The sequence below is a fragment of the Pseudarthrobacter sp. S6 genome (genome assembly GCF_050156575.1).
Taxonomy (GTDB): domain Bacteria; phylum Actinomycetota; class Actinomycetes; order Actinomycetales; family Micrococcaceae; genus Arthrobacter.
Map to the genome: position 1 here is coordinate 3,863,334 of NZ_CP189581.1, position 23,259 is coordinate 3,886,592.

Annotated in this window: 14 protein-coding genes; 6 read left to right on the forward strand and 8 right to left on the reverse strand. The window is 66.4% G+C overall.

Translation table 11 applies throughout. The features are described 5' to 3' along the window. Positions 1-16: 16 nt before the first annotated feature. A complete protein-coding gene (locus ACQCS0_RS18555; protein WP_354154431.1) occupies positions 17-2,020 on the reverse strand; it encodes a VWA domain-containing protein in 2,004 nt (667 codons plus the stop codon). Positions 2,021-2,062: 42 nt separating this feature from the next. Continuing rightward, complete coding sequence (locus tag ACQCS0_RS18560) at positions 2,063-3,451, reverse strand: sigma 54-interacting transcriptional regulator (protein WP_354154430.1); 1,389 nt, start codon at positions 3,449-3,451, stop codon at positions 2,063-2,065. Between the two features lie 236 nt (positions 3,452-3,687). Between ACQCS0_RS18560 and ACQCS0_RS18565 the strand changes: the two genes are divergently transcribed. From ACQCS0_RS18565 to ACQCS0_RS18590, 6 genes are all read left to right on the forward strand, one after another. Further along, complete coding sequence (locus ACQCS0_RS18565; protein WP_354154429.1) at positions 3,688-4,281, forward strand: TetR/AcrR family transcriptional regulator; 594 nt, start codon at positions 3,688-3,690, stop codon at positions 4,279-4,281. A 74-nt stretch (positions 4,282-4,355) separates the two neighbouring features. Continuing rightward, positions 4,356-5,894 carry an aldehyde dehydrogenase family protein gene (locus ACQCS0_RS18570; protein ID WP_354154612.1) on the forward strand — a complete coding sequence of 513 codons (1,539 nt, stop codon included), beginning with the start codon at positions 4,356-4,358 and terminating at the stop codon, positions 5,892-5,894. After that, positions 5,895-7,550, forward strand: a complete 1,656-nt coding sequence (locus tag ACQCS0_RS18575) for a GMC family oxidoreductase N-terminal domain-containing protein (RefSeq protein ID WP_354154428.1) — start codon at positions 5,895-5,897, stop codon at positions 7,548-7,550. It begins immediately after the preceding gene. Between the two features lie 121 nt (positions 7,551-7,671). After that, the gene (locus ACQCS0_RS18580) at positions 7,672-9,249 is read left to right on the forward strand and encodes an APC family permease (RefSeq protein WP_426939953.1); all 1,578 of its coding nucleotides are present in this window, start codon (positions 7,672-7,674) and stop codon (positions 9,247-9,249) included. Positions 9,250-9,394: 145 nt separating this feature from the next. Continuing rightward, positions 9,395-9,949, forward strand: coding sequence for a hypothetical protein (locus ACQCS0_RS18585; RefSeq protein ID WP_354154427.1), 555 nt, complete (start codon positions 9,395-9,397; stop codon positions 9,947-9,949). Continuing rightward, the gene (locus ACQCS0_RS18590) at positions 9,946-12,777 is read left to right on the forward strand and encodes an ATP-binding cassette domain-containing protein (RefSeq protein WP_354154426.1); all 2,832 of its coding nucleotides are present in this window, start codon (positions 9,946-9,948) and stop codon (positions 12,775-12,777) included. Before ACQCS0_RS18585 ends, ACQCS0_RS18590 begins: the two co-directional genes overlap by 4 nt. On the opposite strand, the gene metH is transcribed toward ACQCS0_RS18590, so the two are convergent. The 6 genes from metH to ACQCS0_RS18620 form a co-directional block, all read right to left on the reverse strand. Further along, positions 12,767-16,417, reverse strand: a complete 3,651-nt coding sequence (metH, locus tag ACQCS0_RS18595) for a methionine synthase (protein WP_354154425.1) — start codon at positions 16,415-16,417, stop codon at positions 12,767-12,769. The genes ACQCS0_RS18590 and metH overlap by 11 nt on opposite strands. Before the next feature lie 183 nt (positions 16,418-16,600). Beyond that, positions 16,601-16,894 (reverse strand): type II toxin-antitoxin system RelE/ParE family toxin, encoded by a 294-nt coding sequence (locus tag ACQCS0_RS18600; RefSeq protein WP_354154424.1) that lies wholly within the window; start codon positions 16,892-16,894, stop codon positions 16,601-16,603. Then, positions 16,891-17,166, reverse strand: a complete 276-nt coding sequence (locus tag ACQCS0_RS18605; protein WP_354154423.1) for a type II toxin-antitoxin system Phd/YefM family antitoxin — start codon at positions 17,164-17,166, stop codon at positions 16,891-16,893. Before ACQCS0_RS18605 ends, ACQCS0_RS18600 begins: the two co-directional genes overlap by 4 nt. A gap of 362 nt (positions 17,167-17,528) precedes the next feature. After that, on the reverse strand, positions 17,529-18,773 hold the full coding sequence (locus ACQCS0_RS18610) for an IS110 family transposase (RefSeq protein ID WP_426939954.1): 1,245 nt from the start codon (positions 18,771-18,773) through the stop codon (positions 17,529-17,531). A gap of 205 nt (positions 18,774-18,978) precedes the next feature. Continuing rightward, positions 18,979-20,457, reverse strand: a complete 1,479-nt coding sequence (gene ltrA, locus ACQCS0_RS18615) for a group II intron reverse transcriptase/maturase (protein ID WP_426938669.1) — start codon at positions 20,455-20,457, stop codon at positions 18,979-18,981. 1,000 nt (positions 20,458-21,457) lie between these two features. After that, positions 21,458-22,900 carry an IS1380 family transposase gene (locus ACQCS0_RS18620; RefSeq protein WP_426939955.1) on the reverse strand — a complete coding sequence of 481 codons (1,443 nt, stop codon included), beginning with the start codon at positions 22,898-22,900 and terminating at the stop codon, positions 21,458-21,460. Positions 22,901-23,259 lie beyond the last annotated feature (359 nt).

Sequence of the window (23,259 nt, forward strand, 5' to 3'; positions counted from 1 at the left end):
CCTGCCGAACGGCCACCTATTGTGCCCAGTCGGCGTCATCGTAGGGACGGCCCCGGAAGTGGGCGCGGAGGTACTCCCCCACCACGGCGGCCCCCAGATCATCGGTCTCGGGCGCCACCACCCGGCCGCCAACCCGGCGCGCCATCCGCTGGACGAACCGTTCCAGGCCTGGATCGTCGCCGAGCCGGAAGAAGGTGGCCTGGGTGCCGGCACGCCCCAGGCGGTCCAGTTCGGCCACGGTGATCCGGATGGTCTCCGGGTCCGGCGGGTAGTCGAACCAGGTCTCGCCGCCGGGAAGCAGGTGCGCGGTTGGTTCGCCGTCGGTCACCACCAAGAGGACCGGCTGCATGGACGGGTGCTTGCGGAAGAACCGGCCGGCCAGCAGTAAACCGTGGTGCAGATTGGTTCCCTTGCTCTGGAAGGGCGGCAAGGCGGTGAGCTCGCCAATGTCCATGGGCTGCGCGTAACGGCCGAACGTGATCAGCTGCAGCCGGTCGCCGCGGAAGCGCGTTGTAATGAGGTGGTGCAGGGCGAGCGCGGTTCGTTTCATGGGCACCCAGCGTCCTTGGGCGGCCATCGAGAAGGACACGTCCACGAGCAGGACCACGGCGGCCTGGGTGCGCGCCTCAGTTTCCGCCACCTCAATGTCGTCCGCGGCGAGGCGCAGCCCGCTGCCCGGGTCTCCGCCGTCGGCAATCGTCCGGCGGATCGCGTTGGTGATGGTCCGCGTAACGTCCCACGGCTCGGCGTCACCGAACTCCCACGGGCGGCTGGAGCCGGTCTGCTCCCCCGCTGCCCCGGCAACGCGCGTGTCCCGGCGCCCCTGCCGGCTGGAGAGTCGCTTCGCCGTATCCCGCAGCAGCGCCCGCCCGAGCCGCCGCATGGACTGCGGTGACAACCGGAGATCGCCGTCCGCCCCGCGTTGGAGGTACCCGCCGTCGTGCATTGCGCGCTCAATCTCCGCAAGGGTGCGTGCCGTCACGGCGGCATCCTGCCCGAGCTGGCGGGCGAGCGCGTCGAGGTCCAGGTCGTCCAGGCTGGATCCGTTGTAGGACTGGGAGAGCTGCTCGGACAGCTCGTCCAGCTCGGCGAGGTCCTGCAGCATACCCGTGCCGTCGCCCAGGCCGAGCCCCTCCTCGCCCTCGAAGCGTTCGGAGCCGGTCCAGTCTTCGCCGGGGCGCAGAGCGCGCAGGTTGTCGTCGAGTTGGCCGAGCTGGGCCATGAGTTGGGGCGAGCCGAACGCCTGGGCGGAGAGGTTCATCAGCTCCTCCCGCTGCTCCTTGGACATGGATTGCAGCATCCGCTGGGCTGCGGCCGCGCGCTGGGCGAGGGCGTCGATCAGTTCCTCGACGGACTGTGGATTCTCGGGAAAGTGGTGGCCGTGTTTGGCCATGAAGTTCTGGAAGTCCATGTCGGTGTCCTCGCCGCGCCGGTGTTTGTCGAGGAGCCCGTTGAGGTCCTGCAGCATCTCGTTGACGGCCGCACGGTCCTCATCGGTGGCGTTCTCCAGCGCCTGCTTCATGCCGGCGAACCGCTGGTCAAGGACCTCGCGGCCCAGCAGGTCCTTGATCCGCTCGTAGGCTTCCCGGGCCGTGCTCGACTGCCAGTCGTAGGAGGCCAGTTCGTTGACCGCTGCAGCCGTGGACCGGGGCAGGTTCTGCAGCTGCATCTCCCGGAAGGAGCGGTCTGTGTTGTCCATCATCGCGTCGCGGGCCAGCTGTTTGCGTTCCTCCAGCACCGCGGTGTCCAGCAGTTTCTGGACTTCGTTCAGGGTGCCGTCCAGCTTGTGCCGGCCCAGGAGGTCCTTGCGGCGCTGCTGGACGCGGCCGGCGAGGTCGTCCAGGCCTTCGCGGCTGCGGCCGCCGCGGCGCAGGTACTCCTGGAGGGCGTGCCGGGGTGAGTAGCCGGCCATGACGTCCTCGGCCACGGCGTCCAGCGCTTCCGCCAGGTCCACCGGCGGCGCGAGCGGATCCGGCCCGCCCCTGTACCGGCTGTACCTGGACCGGTTGTGAACGCTCATGGCCCTCCTGTCCTCAAGCTTTCGAACTACGCGAGGTAGCTTTTAGCCGTAAACCGTCGCCTCGTCGTCGGACTCCTTGGCGATCCGCCGTGCGAGGTAGAGGCCTTCCAAGGCCAGTTCGACGGCGGCGGCTCGCTGCCCGTCGTTCGTCGCCCCCAGGCGCTCACTGATGTCGTCGTAGAGGCGGGAGCCGTTGAGCGACGGGAGGTTGTCCAGGAACTCCCGCGCGGTGACCAGTTCCCCGGTGGTCACCGTGGTGTGGCCGTCGAGCGCGGCCACAAGCTGCCCCATGTCGATGCCATGGAAGTGCGCCCGCACAGCTTCCGCGGTGGCCATGCGCAGGAGATGGTCCAGGATCTCCTGTTCACGCCCTTCCTCACCGGACTCGAACTCAATCTTGCCGCCTAGGACTTCCACCGCCGCGTCCAGGTCGATGATCCGGGCCACGGCCTCATCCTCGCCGCGCACACTGGCCCGGCGAAGGGCTGCCGCGGCGACGGTTTCGGCGCCCGCGATGGCGAAGCGTGCGGACACCCCGGAGGTCTGGTTGATCGCCGGGGACTGCCGCAGCGCCCGGGTGTAACGGGCCAGGATCTCGAGGATGACGGGCGGGACGCCGGCCACCAGCTGCCCCTCCTGCTTGATGACGGCCACCTCGTCGTCAAGCTCCAGGGGGTAGTGGGTGCGGATCTCGGCGCCGAAGCGGTCCCGCAGCGGCGTGATGATCCGGCCGCGGTTCGTGTAATCCTCGGGGTTGGCGGACGCGACCACGAGGACGTCCAACGGCAGGCGCAGCACGTAGCCGCGGATCTGGATGTCGCGTTCCTCCATCACGTTCAGCATCGAAACCTGGATGCGCTCGGCGAGGTCGGGCAGCTCGTTGATGGCTATGATTCCGCGGTTTGAACGCGGGACCAGGCCGTAGTGGATGGTTTCCGGGTCCCCGAGGCGTCGGCCCTCGGCCACGCGCATCGGGTCGATGTCCCCGATCAGGTCGGCGACGGAGGTGTCCGGCGTCGCGAGCTTTTCGACGTACCGTTCGGAGCGGTGGCGCCAGGCCACCCGCAGCCGGTCCCCTTCGGTGAGGACGCGGGCACGGGATTGCTCGGTGATGGGTTCGTACGGGTGTTCGTTGAGTTCCGATTCCTCGATCACCGGCGACCACTCGTCCAGCAGCCCGGCCAGGGTGCGCAGCAGCCGGGTCTTGCCCTGCCCCCGTTCGCCGAGCAGGACGATGTCGTGGCCGGCGAGCAGGGCCCGCTCGAGCTGGGGCAGGACGGTCCGGCTGAAACCGAACATCCCGGGCCAGGGATCGGTGCCGGCGGCGAGCGCGGCGAGCAGGTTGTCGCGGATTTCGCGGCGCAGGTCCTTGTGCACGTGGCCGGAGGCACGCAGTTCACCAACGGTGAAGATATCGGGGCGATCACTCACTCCTCTACGGTAGACCTCTACAGGGCGGGGATCGAGAGATTTGTCCAGATTCCCTGCTCTCAGGCCGCTGTGCGTCTTACGCTTGATCCTGATGACTGCAGCCATGCCGCCGGAATCGCCGGCACCTCCTTCGGGTCCGGCTGGCACCCCCGCTTCTTTTGGTGCGCCACGGGGAGACCCCGGTCATGCGGCCCCTGAAAGTGCACTTGGTAGGGCTTAGGCAATAGTCTGGCCAGATGGGGACCAAGGCCGTGAACACCGGCGAACAGATGGACAGACAGTCGCGTATTCTCGAGGCGGCGCTGGATCTGCTGTCCCGCCACGGCATCTCGGGTGTGAGCATGCGGGCTGTGGCCCGCGAAGCCGGCGTCGCGCTTGGCCTGGTGAACTACTACTACGACGACAAGACGAGCCTGATACGGGCTGCCCTGCGCCGGGTCGACGAGCACGACCTTCTGCTGGTGGCGCCGGACCCGTCGTCAGGCCCGGAGGAACAGTTGCGCCAGGCCCTGCGGCGAGTGGCAGCCGCTGACCTGCTGACCACCCGTTATCTGTCCCTGCGCCTCCACCTTTGGGCCCTGGCCCAGGCGGACGAGGGCTATGCCCAGATCAACGCCGAGGCCTTCGACCGCTATCTCGACGGCCTCGCTGCACTGGTTTCCAACGCCCTACCCGGCCTCTCCTGGGAGGCCTGCCGGGAGCGGGCGGCCGACATTGTGGTCATCCAAAACGGCATGTGGCTGACGGCGCTTCTCGGCGTTGATGAGGCCTCCATCCAGAGAAGTATCGCCCGCACGGAACAGATCGCCTTCGCGCCGCTTAAGGAGTAGGCCCGCCACGTAGCATTGAACGAGTGTTCAAAAAAGTATTGAACACTCGTTCAATGTCAGCTACTGTCCTTCCTATGACTTACGCCACACCCCTTCGGGACGTCCCCCACACCAAAAAAACTGAAACAGCCTCCACCCTGTTCATCAACGGTGCTTGGGAGGCAGCCGCCTCGGGCGCTGTCCGCGAAATCCGAAACCCCGCCGACGGCGAACTGGTGGCCACGGTCTCGGAGGCCGGCCGGGAGGATGCGGAACGCGCCATTGCCGCAGCCCGTGCAGCCTTCGACTCCGGAACCTGGTCGAACATCCCGGCCCCCGAGCGCGGCACCTTCCTCCTGAAAGTCGCCGCCGGACTGCGCGAACGCCGGGAAAAGTTCGCCCGCGCCGAGTCGCTGGACACCGGCAAGCGCATGGTCGAAAGCCGCATCGACATGGACGATATTGCCGCCTGCTTCGAGTACTTCGGCAGGCTCGCCGGGCAGCAGGCGGGCCGCATGGTCGACGCCGGGAACCCCGCCGTCGTCAGCAAAATCGTCTACGAACCCGTTGGCGTCTGCGGCCTGATCACGCCGTGGAACTACCCCCTGCTCCAGGCGGCGTGGAAGATCGCGCCCGCACTGGCCGCCGGCTGCACGTTCGTCCTCAAGCCCTCCGAGCTGACCCCGTCCACAGCCATCCTGGCCATGCAACTGCTTCAGGACCTCGGCCTGCCGGACGGCGTCGCCAACCTCGTGACCGGCGCCGGCGCGGAGGCGGGCGCACCGCTCTCGGAACACCCCGCCGTCGACCTCGTGTCCTTCACCGGCGGGCTGGAAACCGGCAAGCGCATCGCGGCGGCCGCCGCCGGCACCGTCAAGAAGGTGGCCCTGGAGCTTGGCGGCAAGAACCCCAACGTGGTGTTCGCGGACGCGGACTTCGATGCCGCCGTCGACAATGCCCTGAATGGCGCGTTCGTCCACTCCGGGCAGGTCTGCTCCGCCGGGGCGCGGCTGGTGGTGGAGGAATCGATTGCCGAACGCTTCGTGGACGAGCTGGTCCGGCGTGCCCGGGACGTCCGGCTCGGCGGGCCATTCGATGACGCGGCAGAAACCGGCCCGCTGATTTCGGGGGCCCACCGCGACAAAGTCCACGCCTACGTTCAGCGCGGCATCCAGGAGGGTGCTCGGCTGCGGACCGGCGGCGCGGCGCCGCAAGGAGAAAAATACGACGGCGGGTTCTACTACCAGCCCACCATCCTGGACCGGGTGGAAAGAGGCATGTCCGTGGTCATCGACGAGGCGTTCGGCCCGGTGGTGACGGTGGAAACGTTCCGCACCGAGGACGAAGCGGTAGCTACCGCCAACGACACCATCTATGGCCTGGCCGGCGCAGTCTGGACCCAGGACGCCGGCAAGGCGCAGCGCGTGGCATCCCGGCTGCGGCACGGCACGGTCTGGATCAACGACTACCACCCCTACCTCCCCCAGGCCGAGTGGGGCGGCTTCGGGCAGTCCGGCGTCGGCCGCGAGCTTGGCCCCACAGGGCTGGCCGAATACCAGGAAGCCAAGCACATCTACCAGAACACCAGCCCGCAGGTGACCGGCTGGTTCGCCGACCACGGCAAGGAGAACTAGATGCACTACGACACCATCGACGACGCCACCGAGCGTGGGTTCGACTACATCGTCATCGGCGGCGGATCCGCAGGTGCCGCCGTCGCCGCCCGGCTGAGCGAGGATCCGGACGTCACCGTGGCCCTCGTGGAGGCCGGCCCGGATGACCGCAACCTGCCCGAAATCCTGCAACTGGACCGCTGGATGGAACTGCTCGAATCCGGCTACGACTGGGACTACCCGGTGGAACCGCAGGAAAACGGCAACTCCTTCATGCGCCACGCCCGTGCCAAGGTGATGGGCGGCTGCTCGAGCCACAACTCCTGCATCGCCTTCTGGGCACCGCGCGAGGACCTGGACGAGTGGGAGTCAAAGCACGGCGCCACCGGCTGGAACGCCGATGCCGCCTGGCGCCTCTACAAGCGGCTGGAAACCAACGAGGACGCCGGCCCGGACGCACCCCACCACGGGGACTCCGGACCCGTGCACCTGATGAACGTGCCCCCGGTGGACCCTGCCGGCGTCGCGCTTCTGGACGCCTGCGAACAGACGGGCATTCCCCGTGCGAAGTTCAACACCGGAACCACCGTGACCAACGGGGCCAACTTCTTCCAGATCAACCGTCGCGCGGACGGCACCCGGGCCTCCAGCTCGGTCTCCTACATCCATCCCATCATCGACCGCGAAAACTTCACCCTGCTCACGGGCCTCCGCGCCCGCCAGCTGGTGTTCGACGCGGACAAGCGCTGCACCGGCGTGGACGTGGTGGACTCCGCCTTCGGCCGGACCCACCGGCTCTCCGCCCACCGCGAGGTCATTCTGTCCACCGGCGCCATCGACTCCCCCAAGCTGCTGATGCTCTCCGGGATCGGCCCGGCAGCCCACCTGGCTCAGCACGGCATCGAGGTGCTGGTGGACTCCCCCGGCGTGGGCGAAAACCTGCAGGACCACCCCGAAGGCGTGGTCCAGTTCGAGGCTAGACAGCCCATGGTGCAGACCTCCACCCAGTGGTGGGAGATCGGCATCTTCACCCCCACCGAGGAGGGCCTGGACCGCCCGGACCTGATGATGCACTACGGTTCGGTTCCGTTCGACATGAACACCCTGCGGTACGGCTACCCGACCACCGAGAACGGCTTTTCCCTCACCCCGAACGTCACGCACGCCCGCTCCCGCGGCACCGTCAGGCTGCGCAGCCGCGATTTCCGCGACAAGCCCATGGTGGATCCGCGCTATTTCACGGATCCCGACGGCCACGATATGCGGGTCATGGTGGCCGGCATCCGCAAGGCGCGCGAAATCGCCGCCCAGCCCGCCATGGCCGAATGGACCGGCCGCGAGCTATCGCCCGGCGTCGAGGCGCAGACGGACGAGGAGCTGCGGGAGTACATCCGCAAGACCCACAACACCGTGTACCACCCGGTGGGTACGGTCCGGATGGGGCCGCCCGACGACGGGATGTCACCGCTGGATCCCGAGCTGCGGGTCAAGGGCGTCACCGGCCTGCGCGTGGCGGATGCCTCCGTGATGCCTGAACACGTCACCGTCAATCCCAACATCACCGTCATGATGATCGGCGAGCGTTGTGCTGATTTGATTCGGGCCGACCTCATCCGCGCCGGCCACACCGATGGCGCTGTAAGGGAAGGGGTGGAGCTCAGCCCGTCCTTCGCCTGAGAGGCGAACTCTGGAGGCTTTTTGATCCCGCGTCCAATGGTGGCCGCGGGGTGCATCGTCGTACTTTTCTGACATAGGAGTTCACATTTTGGAACCCAGCAAGAGTATTGATTCAAGCGGCATGGACGAATTTGGCTACACCCAGACCCTGGACCGGAGCATCGGCAAGTTTGCCAGCTTCGCCGCAGGTGTCAGCTACATCTCCATCCTCACCGGCGTCTTCCAACTGTTCTACTTTGGTTTTTCCATGGCCGGACCGGCGTACGCCTGGTCCTGGCCCATCGTCTTCGTCGGCCAGCTGATGGTGGCGCTGTGTTTTGCCGAACTGGCGGGCCGGTACCCCGTCGCCGGGTCGGTGTACAACTGGGCCAAGCGGCTCTCGTCCGGGACCTCGTCCTGGCTGGCCGGCTGGCTGCTGATGCTGTCCTCCATCATGGCGCTCGGGTCAGTGGCGCTGGCCCTGCAGCTCACCCTGCCGCAGCTCTGGTCCGGCTTCCAGTTCGTCGGTGACGGCACCGGTCCCTACGACTTCGCCATGAACGGCGTGGTGCTGGCCACCATCATGATCACCATCTCCACGCTCATCAACGCGTTCGGCGTGAAGCTGATGACCAGGATCAACAGCATCGGCGTCTTCGTAGAGCTGACCGCGGCCGTGCTGCTGATCCTGGCGCTGGGCTGGCACGTGGTGCGGGGCCCCGAGGTCTTCTTCGACACCGCCGGCTTCGGCGAGGGCCACGACCTGGGCTTCTTCGGCGTCTTCCTGATCGGCGCCATGGCGTCCGGCTACGTCATGTACGGCTTCGACACCGCCAGCTCCCTCGGCGAGGAAACGAAGGACCCCAAGCGCACGGCACCCAAGGCCATCCTGCGCGCCGTCACGGCCTCGTTCGTGCTGGGCGGGCTGATTCTGTTCTTCGGCATCTTGGCCGCACCGGACCTGAACGACCCCCTGGTGGGATCCGCCGACGGCGGCCTCCAGTACATCGTGCTCTCCGTCCTCGGCGGGCCTTTCGGCAAGGCCTTCCTGGCATGCATCGTGGTGGCCGTTGTGGTCTGCACCCTGGCTGTCCACGCTGCCGCCATCCGCATGATGTTCGCCATGGCCCGGGACAACAACCTGCCGTTCAGCCGGCAGCTCAGAAAGGTGGACCCGGTCCGCAGGACCCCCAAGGTCGCGGCGATCGTGATCGGTGTCATCGCCGTCATCCCGCTGCTGGTCAACGTCACGCAGCCTGCCATCTTTACCATTCTGTCCAGCATCAGCATCGTCCTGATCTACCTGTCCTACCTCCTGGTCACGGTTCCCCTGCTGCGGAAGCGGCTCCTGAAGCAGTGGCCGCTGCGGGATGAACAGTCCGAATCCGGGTTCACAACAGGCAAATGGGGACTGCCGGTGAACATCGTGGCGGTCCTCTGGGGCGGGGCCATGACGGTGAATCTGGTGTGGCCCCGCCCGGAGATCTACAACTCGGTGCCGCCCTTCGAGTGGTACCTGCAGTGGGGCGGGGTGATATTCGTGGCCGCCGTGATCATTGGCGGGACCCTGCTCTACCGCCTGAAGATCCGCCACCAGACCGGGGTGCTGGCCGAGCACGCCGCGGCAGTCGCAGCGCATCCGTCGTCGGCGGGCGCCGTGCCGCACGAAGCCCCGGAGGATGCCCTAAAAGTCAAGGTAGCCGCGTCGGAAGCGCAGTAACGCCCAGCAGCAAGGCCGACGACGGCACTCACGTGAGTGCCGTCGTCGGCCTTTTGTGCCGGTGGCCCCCGCGCATATGAGTGACCTAACGTCACACAACGTGACGGCCTCCGGATCCGGACAAGCAACGCCCTACCCTTGAAGCGTGACTTTGACTACGATCCGCACCGCCGCCGCGAGCTCCCTCGCCGCCGCCGGTCTCCTGTTTACCCTCGCCGCCTGTTCCGCACCGGCCGCGACCCAGCCAACCACCGCTGCCCCCACGACGACGGCAACGGCCTCACCCAGCGCCTCTGGACCCTGCGCGGGCGTGAAGGTCATCGTCGATTCGGGCGCCCTGAAGCAGGCTGCTGCCGATACCTCCGTGTGCGTGGCTGTGGACGCGGCGACTCCCGTTTCCAAGGTGCTCGACGAGGCTAAGGTGAAAACCGTGGGCACTACCGACTACCCCAATGAACTGGTGTGCCGTGTGAATGGTGTGCCCGCCGCAGACTTCGACATCACCCACAAGGGCGGCACGTACCGGGAAGAGTGCGGCAAGATGCCCGCCGCCTTCGCCTACTGGTCTCTCTGGGTTAAGCCGGCCACCGGCGACTGGGCCTACGCGCAGGAAGGCCTCGCCACCCTCCAGGTAAGCCCGGGTGAGAGCCTGGAACTGCTGTACACGCTCGACGGCGAACCGGCCGCACCGGCAGCATGACCTTTCGACCCGCGCCGTTACGCGCAGCGGCGGCTCTGGCCGTCGTCTTCATCGCGGCGCGGGTCATCTACCGCATCCTTTTCAACGGGGCGGGCATTGGCGAACCGGTCCTGCTCGACCTGCCGGCGGTTCGGCTGCCTGCCCCCTACGCGCATGTGGTCTTCCTCGGTCCGGTCACCGGATCTGGCCTGTGGCAGGCGGTCCTGTCCGCCCTGCCGATTGCCGGGATGTTCCTCGCTTTCGGTCTGCTCAACGCCTGGGTAGATGTGGCCCGCGGCTTTGTCCACCTGGCCCGCCGCGGTCCCATGCAGGGCCTGGCCCGGACGCTTGTGGTGGCGTGGGCGGCGCTCCCGGCACTCTCCGACGCCGTGACCTCCGTCCGCCTGGCGTTCCGGTTGCGGGGCGAACGCTTCGGACCGCGCGCCCTAGTGCCCGTGCTCGAGCGCACCCTGGAGCACGCCAGCCGGGTTGCCGCGGCCCTGGAGCTGCGCGGGTTCGGGAGCCGGGCAGCACACCAATCCGCGCAAGGTACCGAAGCGCCGGTTACCGTCCGGGACGCAGAATTCCGCATCGGTGATGCGCAGGTGCGCGTTGCTGGTTTCACGCCGTCCAGCGGGTCCATAACGGTCATTACCGGGCCGACGGGCTCCGGCAAGTCCACCATCCTGCGGGGCATCGCCGGCCTCCTCTCACACGTTGACGGTGGAGAAATTGCCGGCACGGTGCTCGTCGCCGGAACGGACCGTGCCACCACGCCGCCGCGCGATACCGCCCGCCTCATCGGCGTCGTCCTGCAGAATCCCCGCGCCGCCTTCGCCTCCACCCGGGTCCGGGACGAAATCTCCCTGGCCCTTGAGCTGCGCTGTGTGGCTTCCGGTACCGCCAAGGCCAGGGTCCTGGAGGTCGCCGAGCGGATCGGTGTGACGGCGCTGCTGGACCGCACCATCAGCACCCTCTCCGCGGGTGAGGCAACGCTCGTAGCCATCGCCGCCGCAGTGGTGGAGCATCCGGCCCTGCTTTTGGTGGACGAGCCCCTGGCCGACCTTGACACCGCAGCACGCACACACGTTATCGCCGTGCTCCACGCCCTCGCCCGGGACGCCGGTGTCTGCGTCATCGTGGCGGAGCACCGGGCCGCGCCGCTCGTCCCGGTTGCCGGCTCCTGGTGGACCATTGACGACGGCGCCCTGGTACCCGGTGCCGCGCCGTCCGCTTCCCCGACGGTTGGGCACCCTACGCCGGCGCCGCCGGCGGAGCACACGCCTGTGCTGACGGCGGCAAACCTTGCGGTGCACCGCAAGGGCAAGCCGCTCGTGCTGGATGCGTCCCTGACCCTGCACCGCGGCGAAGTGGTGGCCTTGGTGGGGCCGAACGGGGCCGGGAAGTCGTCCCTCCTGGTGGCGCTCGCCCTCGGTGAAGGGACGGTTCGTCAAGGGACGGTCGACGGCGGCCGCGTCGCCCTCGTGCCGGACGCCTCGGACGACCTTTTCACGAGGGATACGGTGGCAGCAGAGCTCCACGCCGCCGAACGGCGCCAGACTCGCCGAAAGCACGTCGGGCACCCTGCGCCTGGCTCCGCGGCGTCACACCTGGCCCGCTTGCGGGGAGACGTCCGGATGCCCATTGGGCACGAGCATCCCCGGGACCTCTCTGCCGGGGAGCGCAGGATCCTGGCCATCGCGCTGCAGACCATGGACAATCCTCAAGTGCTCCTGATCGATGAACCCACCCGCGGACTCGATCCTGCCGCGCGCACCGCAGTCTCGGCGGCGCTGCGGGCCGCAGCGGACTCCGGTGCGGCGGTCCTGATCGCCACGCACGACCACGACTTTGCCCACGGCCTCGGCGCCCGGATCCTCCCGATGCGTGACGGCGTCGTGCCCTCCGTGGTGGCCGAAGTCCCGGAACCGCACCTACCGCTTCCCCGGCAAGCAGGTGCAAGACCAAAACCACGGGTCATCGAACCAGACATCCAGAGCGCGGCCAGACAGCACCGCATCCGGATGCCGCGCGGCGTTGAGCTCCCTGTCCTCGCCGCGGCCAACCTTCTTGCCCTCGCCGCGTTCTGCTGGCCGCTGCTCGCGGCGGCCTTCCCGGAGGATGCAGCCGCGGCCCTCCCCTACGCGGCGCTGGCCATCGCGCCGCTCGCTGCCGTCGCCGTCGTTGTGTCCATGGATGGCTCGGTCCGCTCCGCACACACGGTGGCGCTGCTCGGCGTCCTGGCCGCCGTAGGTTCCGCAGTTCGGGTGGCGAGCACCGGCGTCGGGGGCGTGGAGGCAGTCTTCATCCTGCTGGTCCTGGCCGGCCGGGCGTTCGGTGCCCGTTTCGGCATGCTCCTCGGCGCCGCCACCATCGCCCTCTCAAGCGCACTGTGGGGTGGCATCGGGCCCTGGACACCGTTCCAGATCTTCGCCTGTGCGTGGGTGGGCGCCGGGGCCGGCCTGCTCCCGCGCCGGGTGCGCGGGAAAGCAGAACTGTGGATGCTGGCCGGCTACGGCGCCGTGGCGTCTTACCTGTTCGGCCTGCTCACCAACCTGTGGTTCTGGCCCTTCGCGGTCGGTGCCGGCACGGGCATCTCCTACGTGCCCGGCGCGTCGCTGGGGACCAATATGAGCAGCTTCCTGCTCTACTCGCTGGTGACCTCGACGGCGGGCTGGGACACCCTGCGTGCCATCACCACCATCGTCGGAATCGCCGTGGTGGGGCGGGCCATTCTTGCCGCCCTGCGGCGGGTGAAGCCGGTCTCCAGCGCGGTTTCTGGACCCGGCGGGCAAGCCGGGCAGGCTCAATCCGACCAGGCCAAAGACCGGCTTCAACCTACACCTTGAAGTACTTCGCCTCCGGGTGGTGGAACACAAACGCGTCGGTGGACTGTTCGGGGTGCAGCATCAGCTCATCGCTCAGGACCACGCCCATCCTTTCGGGCTTCAGCAGCTCCGTCACCTTCCGGCGGTCCTCCATGTCCGGGCACGCAGGGTATCCGAGTGAGAACCGCGCACCACGGTAGTCGAGCTTGAACAGGCCGGCCTTGTCCTTCGGCTCCTCGGCCGCGAATCCCAGCTCCGAGCGGATGCGTGCATGCCAGAACTCCGCGAGCGCCTCGGTGAGCTGCATGACCAGGCCGTTGAGCTCGTAGTAGTCGCGGTAGTGGTTCCCGGCGAACAGCTCGGACGTCACCTCCTCGATCTTTGAACCGGCGGTGACCAGCTGCACCGGCAGGACGTCCACCTGCCCCGTCTCGCGCGAGCGCACAAAGTCGGCCAGGCACAGGTGCCGGTCGCGGCGCTGGCGCGGGAAGTCGAACCGCAGCCGCTCGGTGCCGATCGGACCGCCGGAACCACCGTCGGGGGCGAGCAGCCCCGCGGTGCCGAGGACGCCGTCGTGATCCTCCCCGTGGTGCAGCACCACCACCTGTTCCCCCTCGGAGACCACCGGGAAATAGCCGTAGGCGACGGACGCATCAAGCATGCCCTCGCCGAGGATTCGGTCCAGCCAGTACCGCAGGCGGGGCCGGCCCTCGCGCTCCACCAGTTCCTCATAGGAGGCGCCGTCATCGCCGCGGCCGGGCTTGAGCCCCCACTGCCCCATGAAGGTGGCGCGCTCATCGAGCATGGCGGCGTAGTCGTGGAGTGCCACGCCGCGCACAATGCGCGTGCCCCAGAACGGCGGCGCGGGCACGAGGTTGTTGGCGGCCACGTCGGACCGGCCGGGCATTGCCTCCGGTTCGGTCACCGTGAACTTCGGGCCGCCTTTATGGATCCGCTTCTTCAGCGGCGGAAGGCCGACGGCGTCCGGGTCAGCGCCGCGGGCCACCTGCACCAGCGGTTCCATGAGGGCCAGGCCCTCAAAGGCGTCCTTGGCGTACCGGACGGTTCCTTCGAACTGCTCCGCCAGATCCTGCTCCACGTAGGCGCGGGTCAGGGCTGCGCCGCCGAGGATGATGGGCCACTTTTTCGCGAGGCCGCGGGACTGGAGTTCGGCCAGGTTTTCTTTCATCACCACGGTGGACTTCACCAGCAGGCCGGACATGCCGATCACGTCGGCATTGTGCTCCTGCGCTGCGGCCATGATCTCGGCGATCCCCTGCTTGATGCCGATGTTGATGACTTTGTAGCCGTTGTTGGTGAGGATGATGTCCACCAGGTTCTTGCCGATGTCGTGCACATCGCCGCGCACGGTGGCGATCACCATGGTGCCCTTGCCCGAGGAATCCGATTTCTCCATGTGCGGCTCGAGCAGGGCCACCGCGTTCTTCATCACCTCGGCGGACTGCAGCACGAACGGCAGCTGCATCTCGCCGGCTCCGAAGCGCTCGCCCACCACCTTCATGCCCTCGAGCAGGTAGTCGTTGATGATGCCGAGCGGGGTCATGCCCTCGCTGCGAGCCAGGTCCAGGTCTCCTTCGAGGCCCTTGCCTTCGCCGTCGATGATGCGCCGCCCCAGGCGTTCGCCGGTGGGCAGCGCCGCAAGTTCTGCCGCGCGCTGGTCTTTCAGCGCCGCGGTGTCGACGCCGGCGAACAGGTCCAGCATGCTGTTCAGGGGGTCGTACGTGATGTTGCCGTCGGCGTCGTATTCGCGACGGTCCCAGATGAGGTCCAGGGCAACTTTGCGCTGTTCTTCCGGCAGGGAGGCGAGCGGCACGATCTTGGCGGCGTCGATGATGCCGCTGGTCAGGCCGGCCTGCACGGCCTCGTGCAGGAACACCGAGTTCAGGGCCATGCGCGCTGCCGGGTTCAGGCCGAAGGACACGTTGGAGACGCCGAGGGTGGTCTGGATGCCGGGATATTTCGTGGTGATCTGGCGGATGGCCTCGAGGGTTTCGATGCCGTCCCGGCGGGTCTCTTCCTGGCCGGTGGCGATGGGGAAGGTCAGGGCGTCCACGATGATGTCCTCGACGCGCATCCCCCATTCGCCTACCAGGGCGTCGACGAGGCGCGAGGCAATGGCCACCTTGCCTTCGGTGGTGCGTGCCTGGCCCTGTTCATCGATGGTCAGCGCGATCACGGCGGCGCCGTGTTCCTTCACCAGCGGCATGATGCGCGCGAAGCGGCTGTTGGGGCCGTCGCCGTCCTCGTAGTTGACGGAGTTGACCACCGGGCGTCCGCCGATGTGTTCGAGCCCGGCCTGCAGCACGGGCGGTTCGGTGGAGTCGATGACGAGCGGGAGCGTGGAGGCCGACGCGAACCGTGAAACGATCTCCTTGATGTCGGCCACGCCGTCGCGCCCCACGTAGTCAATGCAGACGTCGAGCAGGTGCGCGCCAACACGGACCTGTCCGCGGGCAATATCAACGCAGTCGTCCCAGCGCTCTTCGAGCATCGCCTGGCGGAACGCCTTCGAACCGTTCGCGTTGGTGCGTTCGCCGATGGCGAGGTACGCGGATTCCTGGTCGAAATTCACGTGGTGGTAGAGGGAAGCGATGCCGGCTTCCCGCTCGGTGGGAACGCGGCGGCCGTCGGCGCCCCTGCCGCCACTGGTGACGGCGCCGCTGGCGCGGAAGGGCGCAAGACGTTCGACGACGGCGGCCATGTGCTCCGGCGTCGTACCGCAGCAGCCGCCCACCAGGCCCAGACCGAATTCGCGCACGAACTGCTCGTGCGCGGTGGCGAGTTCGCTGGGTGAGAGCGGGTAGTGCGCGCCGTTGGGTCCGAGGACGGGCAGGCCGGCGTTGGGCATGCAGGCGATCGCGACGGAGGACTGCTTGGAGAGGTGGCGGAGGTGCTCGCTCATCTCGTCCGGCCCGGTGGCGCAGTTCAGGCCGATGGCGTCGACGCCGAGCGGCTCGAGTGCGGTGAGCGCGGCGCCGATTTCGGAGCCCATCAGCATGGTTCCGGTGGTTTCGACGGTCACCTCGACGAAGATGGGGAGTCGGATACCGCGGGTGACGATGGCCTGCTTGCAGCCATTGACCGCGGCTTTGGTCTGCAGGAGGTCCTGGCTGGTCTCGATGAGGAAAGCGTCCGCGCCGCCGTCGATGAGGCCCTCGGCCTGCAGCGCGAAGGTCTGCTTGAGGTAGTCGTAGCTGGTGTGGCCCAGGCTGGGGAGCTTGGTGCCCGGCCCCATCGAGCCGAGGACCCAGCGCATGCGGCCGTCTGTTGCTTGTGCCGCTTCTGCGCGCTCGCGGGCAATTTCTGCGCCTTTGCGGGCGAGCTCTTCGATGCGGTCGTCGATGCCGTAATCGGAGAGGTTGGACCAGTTGGCGCCGAAGGTGTTGGTTTCCACGGCGTCGATGCCGGTGGCGAAGTACGCGTCGTGGATGTCCGCGAGGACATCGGGCCGCGTGGCGTTGAGGATTTCGTTGCAGCCTTCGAGCCCCAGGAAGTCTGTTTCGAGCGAGAGGTCCCGGCCCTGCAGCATGGTGCCCATCGCGCCATCGGCAATGACTACCCTTTGGTTTACTGCGTCCAGAAGCGCCTGGGCACGGACGGGGCGGGGGACGGACTCAATATCAAGCGCAAAACGAGGCATCTAAACAGATTACGGGTGTGGTCCGAACATTGCGCCGTGTTTCCGTGTACTACGACGGCGGGTGGTCGCCTCGCTAGGACCTTCGGCAGCGCCCGTGAGTTAACGCATAACGCCGATAACGGTCGTTTCGTCGGCCTGAGCTGGGGGAGAGGCTCCCAGCTGGCACATTTCCTTGAAGTTCGGCTAACGCGGTTTGTATACGTCGGATCGGTGTTCGATGCGATGGACGAATAGGGTGTGCGCTTCGATAGCGAGGGTGAACAACACGCGGTAGTCACCACGGCGTGTGGTGCGCAGGCCGAGGAGTTCGTTGGTGAGGGGCTTACTGAGCCGGAGGGGGTCGTCGGCCAGGACACCGGTGACGAATTCGACGATTGCGGCGGCAGCCTTCTCCGGCAGCCGACGAAATCCCTTCAGCGCAGGGCTGGTGACTTCGATTTTCCATGGCCCTTGCGCGTTGGATGGTTCCTCGGTCACTTCGGCGGCAGTCCAAACTCACGGCGCAGGTCATCGGCGCTGACCGTGTTGCCTTCGGCGATGTCGCGTCGCGCCTGGGCCAGGTCTTCCCGAATGCCCGGCTGCGAGAGCCAGTGGATAGTTTCCTGCAGGGACTCCAGGTCGTCGGCGGACATCAACACGGCTGAGGGGTGGCCGTGGCGGGTGATCTGGATGATCTCATGCGTCTTGTCTGCTTCCTCTACAAGCGCGGAAAGCTTGTCCTTGGCTTCGCTGAGCGGTACCGTTCTCATGGTTCAAATGTAGCCTGAAGTTCGGCTAATCACTAGCCTGACTTTTAGCCGATAACCGCGATTATTTCAATTAAATTAGTTGAAGCGTAAACTTTCAAGAAATTGCGTTCTGTTCTGTCGCAGTCTTGTTGGCAAAATCTCCACACACTTGGCAATCTACGGTTCCGCTACTTTGTCTCACTCAAGGTGGCAACATGGGGCCTTGAGGTCGTTGCCGCCGAATGCCACGGATTCCGCGCTCGCGTTGGGTCGTTTTGAGACCGGGAACTTCGACGCGTCGCTGCTAGGAGCGCTGACATGAAAATTGCGGTGACGTTGTCCCGTTGACTGAATGATCTGGCGGTCGGCGTTTTGAGGCAGGATTATCCGGTGGGTTGCAGGGGCGCGAGGGTCACTTGGTAGCCCAGGGATTCGAGCTGTCCGATCGCGCGGGCCTTGGTCTTGGCAGGTGCTTGCAGCCTGAAGTAGTCGGCTCCGGGGTCTTTGTAGAGTTCCCCGGTGGTGAGCATGTGCCAGGCGGCGGTGAGCATGGCGTGTTCGACCGCGACGAGTGCTTTGGATGGCCCGCGCCGGGCGGCGAGGCGGGAGTATTTCGCGGAGAAGTAGGTGTTCTTCGAGCGTGCTGCCGAGAGCGCGGCGATACCGAGGGCTCCTTTGAGGTAGCGGTTGCCGGGGCGTGTCTTGGTGGACTTGACCCGTCCGGCGGATTCGTTGGATCCCGGAGAGGTGCCGGCCCAGGAGGCCAGGTGTCCCGCGGTGGGGAACACGGTCATGTCGGCGCCGGTTTCGGCGATGAAGATCTCCGCGACGGTGGTGCTGAATCCCGGGATGCTGATCAGGAGTTCCCGGGCGAAACGAAAGGGCGCGATCGCCTCCTCGATCCTTGCGCCCAGGTCCTCGATATCGGCGGTGTGGGCGTCGATCCGGTGCAGATAAAGTTTCGCCATGTAGCGGTGGTGGCTGCCAAACCTGCCGGTGAGCGCGTCGGTGAGCTCCGGGATCTTTGACCGCATCCTGCGCTGGGCAAGGTCTGCCAGGACCGCCGGGTCCTCTTGCCCCTCGATCAGTGCCTGCAGCATCAGCCGTCCCGAGACCCCGGTGATGTCCGAAGCTACCGAGGAGAGCTTGATGCAGGCGTCCTTGAGGAGCTTCTCCAGCCGCTGGATCTCCCGGGTCCGTTCCCGGGTGATGACGGTCCTGGCCCGGGTCAGGTCGCGCAGTTCACGGATCGGCGGCGGGGGCACGAACGAGGCACGGACCAGCCCGTGGGCGCCCAGATCCGCGAGCCAGGCAGCGTCGGAGACATCGGTTTTGCGGCCCGGGACGTTTCTGGCATCACGGGCGTTGACCAGGATGACGTTCAGGCCCTCGTCCTCGAGCAGGTAGTAGAAGGGACGCCAGTAATCACTGGTCGCTTCCATCACCACCAGGCTCACCCGCTCCTTCAGCAGGTGTTCCTTCAGGTCCAGGATCTGTCCGGTCATCGCACCCCACGTGGTGACCGTCGACGCGGTTGCCCTGGCCCCCCGCCCCTGGACACGGATACAGACCTTCGCATCCTTCTTCGAAATATCAATACCCGCACACCGCGGGTGCATCACTTCCATCTCGGATCACCCTTCCCAATCATTCCGGCAGGAATCAAAGTGCATGCGTTCCGGGGAAGGCGGATAAAACAACAAATCTGACATTCGGTTGGGTCGGACCGCAGCGCCCTGCCGGGATTGCTCCCGGTGGGTTTCTGCGGCCCGCCCGCCGAACCCGGCGTGCGCCTCTCAACGCACCGGGCTCTCCACGTGTCGTGACCGTTGGTCAGCCGCTGCTGGCGGCTGCCGGTTTGGTTGTCCAGGGGGTCGCGATGGTGCTGCCGCGGTAGCGGTAGCGGGTCACTGCGACGCTGGATGCGCCGGTGAACACGACCCCCTCATGGGCGATCCGCCATCCCTGGTCACAGAAACGGCGGCGCACCTCCTTCATGCTGACCCGGCTCTTGCCCTTATATTTCGTGCGTATCCAGCTAACGATCCGCCACCAAGCGTGGCTATCGAGTTGCTGGAATACCCGCGAGGACACACCGTGCCGGAAGTAGTTCGCCCATCCCCGCAACATCCGGTTGAGACTGATAATCAACTCTCCCAGACTCATGTGCAGGGTTGACCTACGCGTCTTGTAACGCACCTTGTCCTTGGCCGACTGGACGGCCTTCTTCGAAGGTGTGGTGTAGACGCAGCGTCTCTGTGTTCCTCGTTTCCGTCGGCGATGGATATGGAAACCGAGGAAGTCGAAACCCTCGTCAATGTGGACCACACGGGTCTTCTCCGGAGACAGCCGCAACCCCATCGGGGCTAGCACCTCGGCCACATCCTCCCGCAACTCCTCAGCGTGCCTGCGTTCTCCAGACACCATCACCACGAAGTCGTCCGCATAGCGGACGATCTTCCAGTTGCCGAGGCCATTCCGCTTGCGTTTGGCCCGCTGCTGGTCGGTTCCCATCTGTTCTCGCCGTTGCTCATCAAAGTGCTCGTCCAACGTCGATAACGCGATGTTAGCCAGCAGCGGGGAGAGTATCCCGCCTTGTGGGGTGCCGCTCAGCGTTTCCTCCCGCTGCCCGGAGGTCGTCATGACCCCGGCCTTCAAGAACGCTTTGACCAGCGCCAGGACCCGCTTGTCCTTGATCCGATGCCGTATCCGTTCCATCAACGGCGTGTGCCCGATTTCATCGAAACACGCCTGGATATCGGCTTCCAGCACCCACTCATGCGAGTGACTGGCCAGAAAATGGATCTCGGCAATTGCGTCCTGGGCCCTGCGGTTAGGTCGAAACCCATACGAGCACGGTTTGAAATCCGCCTCGAAAATGGGTTCCAACACCGCCTTCAGGCTCGCCTGGACCACCCGATCCACGACGGTGGGGATACCCAGCTTGCGCAGTTTCCCGCTCGCCTTCGGTATCAGCACCTGCCGCACTTCGACCGGCTCGAACTCGCCTGACTTCAGCAAGGCACGAACGTGGCCCAGGAAGGCCTCCACCCCAATCCGGGACTCGACCCAAGCCACCGTGGCCTGGTCCACCCCCGGAGTCCGTGCCCCGGCGTTGGAGGACACCCGTTCCCACGCGTGCACCAGAAACGCCGGATCATAGACAAGGTTAAACAGGTCACCAAACTGGCGATAGAAATCCTCTTTCGCCCAACGATGCAACTTAATCTGCATGCTTCGTACCGCCCAGAAAGCCGAATCAGCATCCGGCCACTGCACGGCGCCGGTATTCACCGGCGCTTCTTCGAACATTGCAACCTCTCGTTAACTGACACGCTGCCGCCCTTCCCCATGTGCGCGGGCTTTCCCCGGCTCGGAGTACTACGGCGGCTCCGCCCCACCCCTAACCTTCGGCCGGCATCAGGCCTATCCATCCCTCCATCTCCCTGGCCGGGAGTGGGTAATGGAACGGTTACAGATGGTTCCCACGTTCACTGTCGTCCGATTAACGGGTTAGGCACCCGGCTCTACCCCTGCGGCATCGCCACGGCTACGCCGTAGACATTCACCGTGGCCTCCCAGCCGCGAAGAGCAAGCCGGACCAGGAGTCCCCCGCCCGAAATGAGGGGCGGGCGTGCACCGCATACCAGCCCACATCCACCGGATTGGAGCTGGCGTTGCCTGAAGAGGCGTAACGACACCGGTTCCTCTCGTATACCTTCCCGTCTCGCTCACCGGGCCCGGCCCATCCGGCAGTACTGAACCGGCCCGACTTTGTCGAGGCTGCTCCCACCGGTTCTCGGTGATCCCCGAGAACGGCTGCCTCCAGCTTCACTCCACCGCTACGACGGCGAAGCGACGAAGGTCTCCCACCTCCATACGTAACAAACAGCGCCTCGTGGCGCACTGCTCCAAGGCAACAGTCCACGGTCCCGCGGACAACAAAGCTGTGCCCTCCACCACCAAACTAACCCACAGGCTCACCGGCACCATAGACGAATCGGGGTCGACCGAAACACACACATCAAGTCTGTCCCCTGAGCGTCTGCCAGCACCAGATATCCCTGGGAACAGACCTGACACGGCCAAATTTTCCGTCCCCACGGCGGAGCGAAGCGCACCTCAGAAACTAACCCGGATTTTTCATCGGACGGCGGTCGGGGCGCCGGGTCCGGGTTTTTGTCGTCCCGGCGGGCTGGATCGGATTTAGGGCGTGGCTGAAGGGCCCCGGGGTCGCGGGGCGGGGCGCGGGCTTCCACTGATCCCGTTGGTTTTCTTCTTTCCGGCTCGTTCGTTGACGGGGGCAGCGGTGTCAGGTCCGCAGCAGGTGTGCGGGGCGGTTAGCGGCTGCGGCGATCCGGCTGATCGCTTCGAGCAGTGCGGCGATGAGGGGTTTCTCCGGTGCGGCGTCGGGCAGCAGCAGGTGGGTCCGGCGGGCGCGGGTGATGATCTTGCCGGCGGTGGCGAAGAGCCGGTAGCGCCAGCGTTTGATGTCCCAGCCCCGTGCTTTGTGGCCGTCGGGCAGGGCGGTGAGCTGGAGCCAGGAGACCAGGTTCGCGGCCAGGACCGCGAGGTTCGCCCAGGCCTGGTTCGCGGCGAAATCGAAGAACGGGAGCTTGCCCAAACCTGTATTCTTCAGCGTCTTGATGCGGTTCTCGGCCCGGCCGCGGGCCCGGTGCCGGGCGTCCAGGAACGGTCCGTGCCAGCGCGGGGCATTGGTCAGGAACGCTGTCACACGGTGACCGTCGATGTCGAGCAGGGTCGGGGTCGCACCGGGGTGCAGCGGTTCGGCGCGCAGGAAGATCTTCGTCCCGGGCGGGTAGTCCTCGAGCGGGATCACCTGGGTGGCGTTGATTACCCAGGCATCGTCGCGTTCGTTGCCGTCCTGGTCCAGGGCCGGCTGCCAGTATTTCTTGTCGTTGATCCAGGCGATCATGTGGGCCTTGCCGACCGGCACCGGGTACGAGACCGAGAACTGCACGCCTCGCGAATGCAGGTACCAGAGGAACTTCCGGGACGCGCCGGCGCTGTCGGTGCGGACCAGGATCTTCTCCCCGTCCAGTTCCTCGTCTTCACCGTAGAGGGAGTCGGGCAGGACGGCGATGGCGGCCTCGAAGATGCGGATGTGGTCCTCGGCGTTGTTCGCTGTGGCCCCGCCGTGGCGCATCAGCACCGCGAGTTCCTCCCCGGTGCCTCGGCCGGAACCGTAATCGATGCTGGCGGTGAACGGGGCGAATCCGAACCCGCCCTTGTAGTTTCCGGTGGCTCGTTCCTTCTCGGAGTGCGAGGTCACCAGTGTGGCGTCGAGGTCGATGAGGAGCGGGTCCGCGGCCGTGGCCTTCACCGCCGGGCTGCGGTCACCCGCGGCTTCCCAGGCCCGGGTCCGCAGTTCTTGGGCCAGGGTCGAAAAGCCGTAATCGAAAACGTCCGGGTTCTTCACGGTGCGTTCGAAGAACCGCGAGACTGTCGCGTTCGAGGGCACGTTGCCGAACACGCCGGGCTGGGAGCGCAGGATGTCCAGGTCGGAGGCGTGCTCGCCGCCGGCGGCGAGCATCACCGCCAGCGACCCGAGTAGCCTCCCGGGCCGGTGCGAGGCCATCGCGGGGGCGAACTGCCCGAGCCGGTCCTCGCACAGATCCCGGAACCCGAGGGCGTCAATGAATGACGTCAGGATCCTGGCGCCGGCATGGGAAACCAGCGACTGGCCGGTGAAAGTGACCGGGACGGATGGGAAGACCTTGGTAGGCTGATGCATCGAAAAGGTGCTCCTTCAAGACACGGAAATAACGGCGTAGACACCCCTATTTTCCCTTGTCAGAGCACCTTTTCGTCTCTTAAACACACCCGTCAGCCCAAGACTGATGAAAACCCCGGGCTAAGCCTTCGTCGAAAGGGCGCCCCTGGAGCGCACGATGAATCTGCACTCGGCAAACAAGCGGGAGGTCAGCGATGAAACGCCAGGTCGGATACACGTGGCGGCTGTCCGAGCTGATGGCCTCCCGGGGCCTCCACAACAACACCGACCTCATCCCCCTGCTCGCCGAGCGCGGGAGCATCCTGTCCCGGCCCCAGGTCTACCGCATCGTCAATCAGCCCGAACGGGGCCCCTGCAGG

Bases quoted from the DNA above. Each gene is read 5' to 3' on its own strand.
- ACQCS0_RS18620 (WP_426939955.1), bottom strand. From the start codon at position 22,900: ATGCATCAGCCTACCAAGGTCTTCCCATCCGTCCCGGTCACTTTCACC.
- ACQCS0_RS18555 (WP_354154431.1), bottom strand. From the start codon at position 2,020: ATGAGCGTTCACAACCGGTCCAGGTACAGCCGGTACAGGGGCGGGCCG.
- ACQCS0_RS18610 (WP_426939954.1), bottom strand. From the start codon at position 18,773: ATGGAAGTGATGCACCCGCGGTGTGCGGGTATTGATATTTCGAAGAAG.
- ACQCS0_RS18605 (WP_354154423.1), bottom strand. From the start codon at position 17,166: ATGAGAACGGTACCGCTCAGCGAAGCCAAGGACAAGCTTTCCGCGCTT.
- ACQCS0_RS18590 (WP_354154426.1), top strand. From the start codon at position 9,946: ATGACCTTTCGACCCGCGCCGTTACGCGCAGCGGCGGCTCTGGCCGTC.
- ACQCS0_RS18565 (WP_354154429.1), top strand. From the start codon at position 3,688: ATGGGGACCAAGGCCGTGAACACCGGCGAACAGATGGACAGACAGTCG.
- ACQCS0_RS18570 (WP_354154612.1), top strand. From the start codon at position 4,356: ATGACTTACGCCACACCCCTTCGGGACGTCCCCCACACCAAAAAAACT.
- ACQCS0_RS18575 (WP_354154428.1), top strand. From the start codon at position 5,895: ATGCACTACGACACCATCGACGACGCCACCGAGCGTGGGTTCGACTAC.
- ltrA (WP_426938669.1), bottom strand. From the start codon at position 20,457: ATGTTCGAAGAAGCGCCGGTGAATACCGGCGCCGTGCAGTGGCCGGAT.
- ACQCS0_RS18580 (WP_426939953.1), top strand. From the start codon at position 7,672: ATGGACGAATTTGGCTACACCCAGACCCTGGACCGGAGCATCGGCAAG.
- metH (WP_354154425.1), bottom strand. From the start codon at position 16,417: ATGCCTCGTTTTGCGCTTGATATTGAGTCCGTCCCCCGCCCCGTCCGT.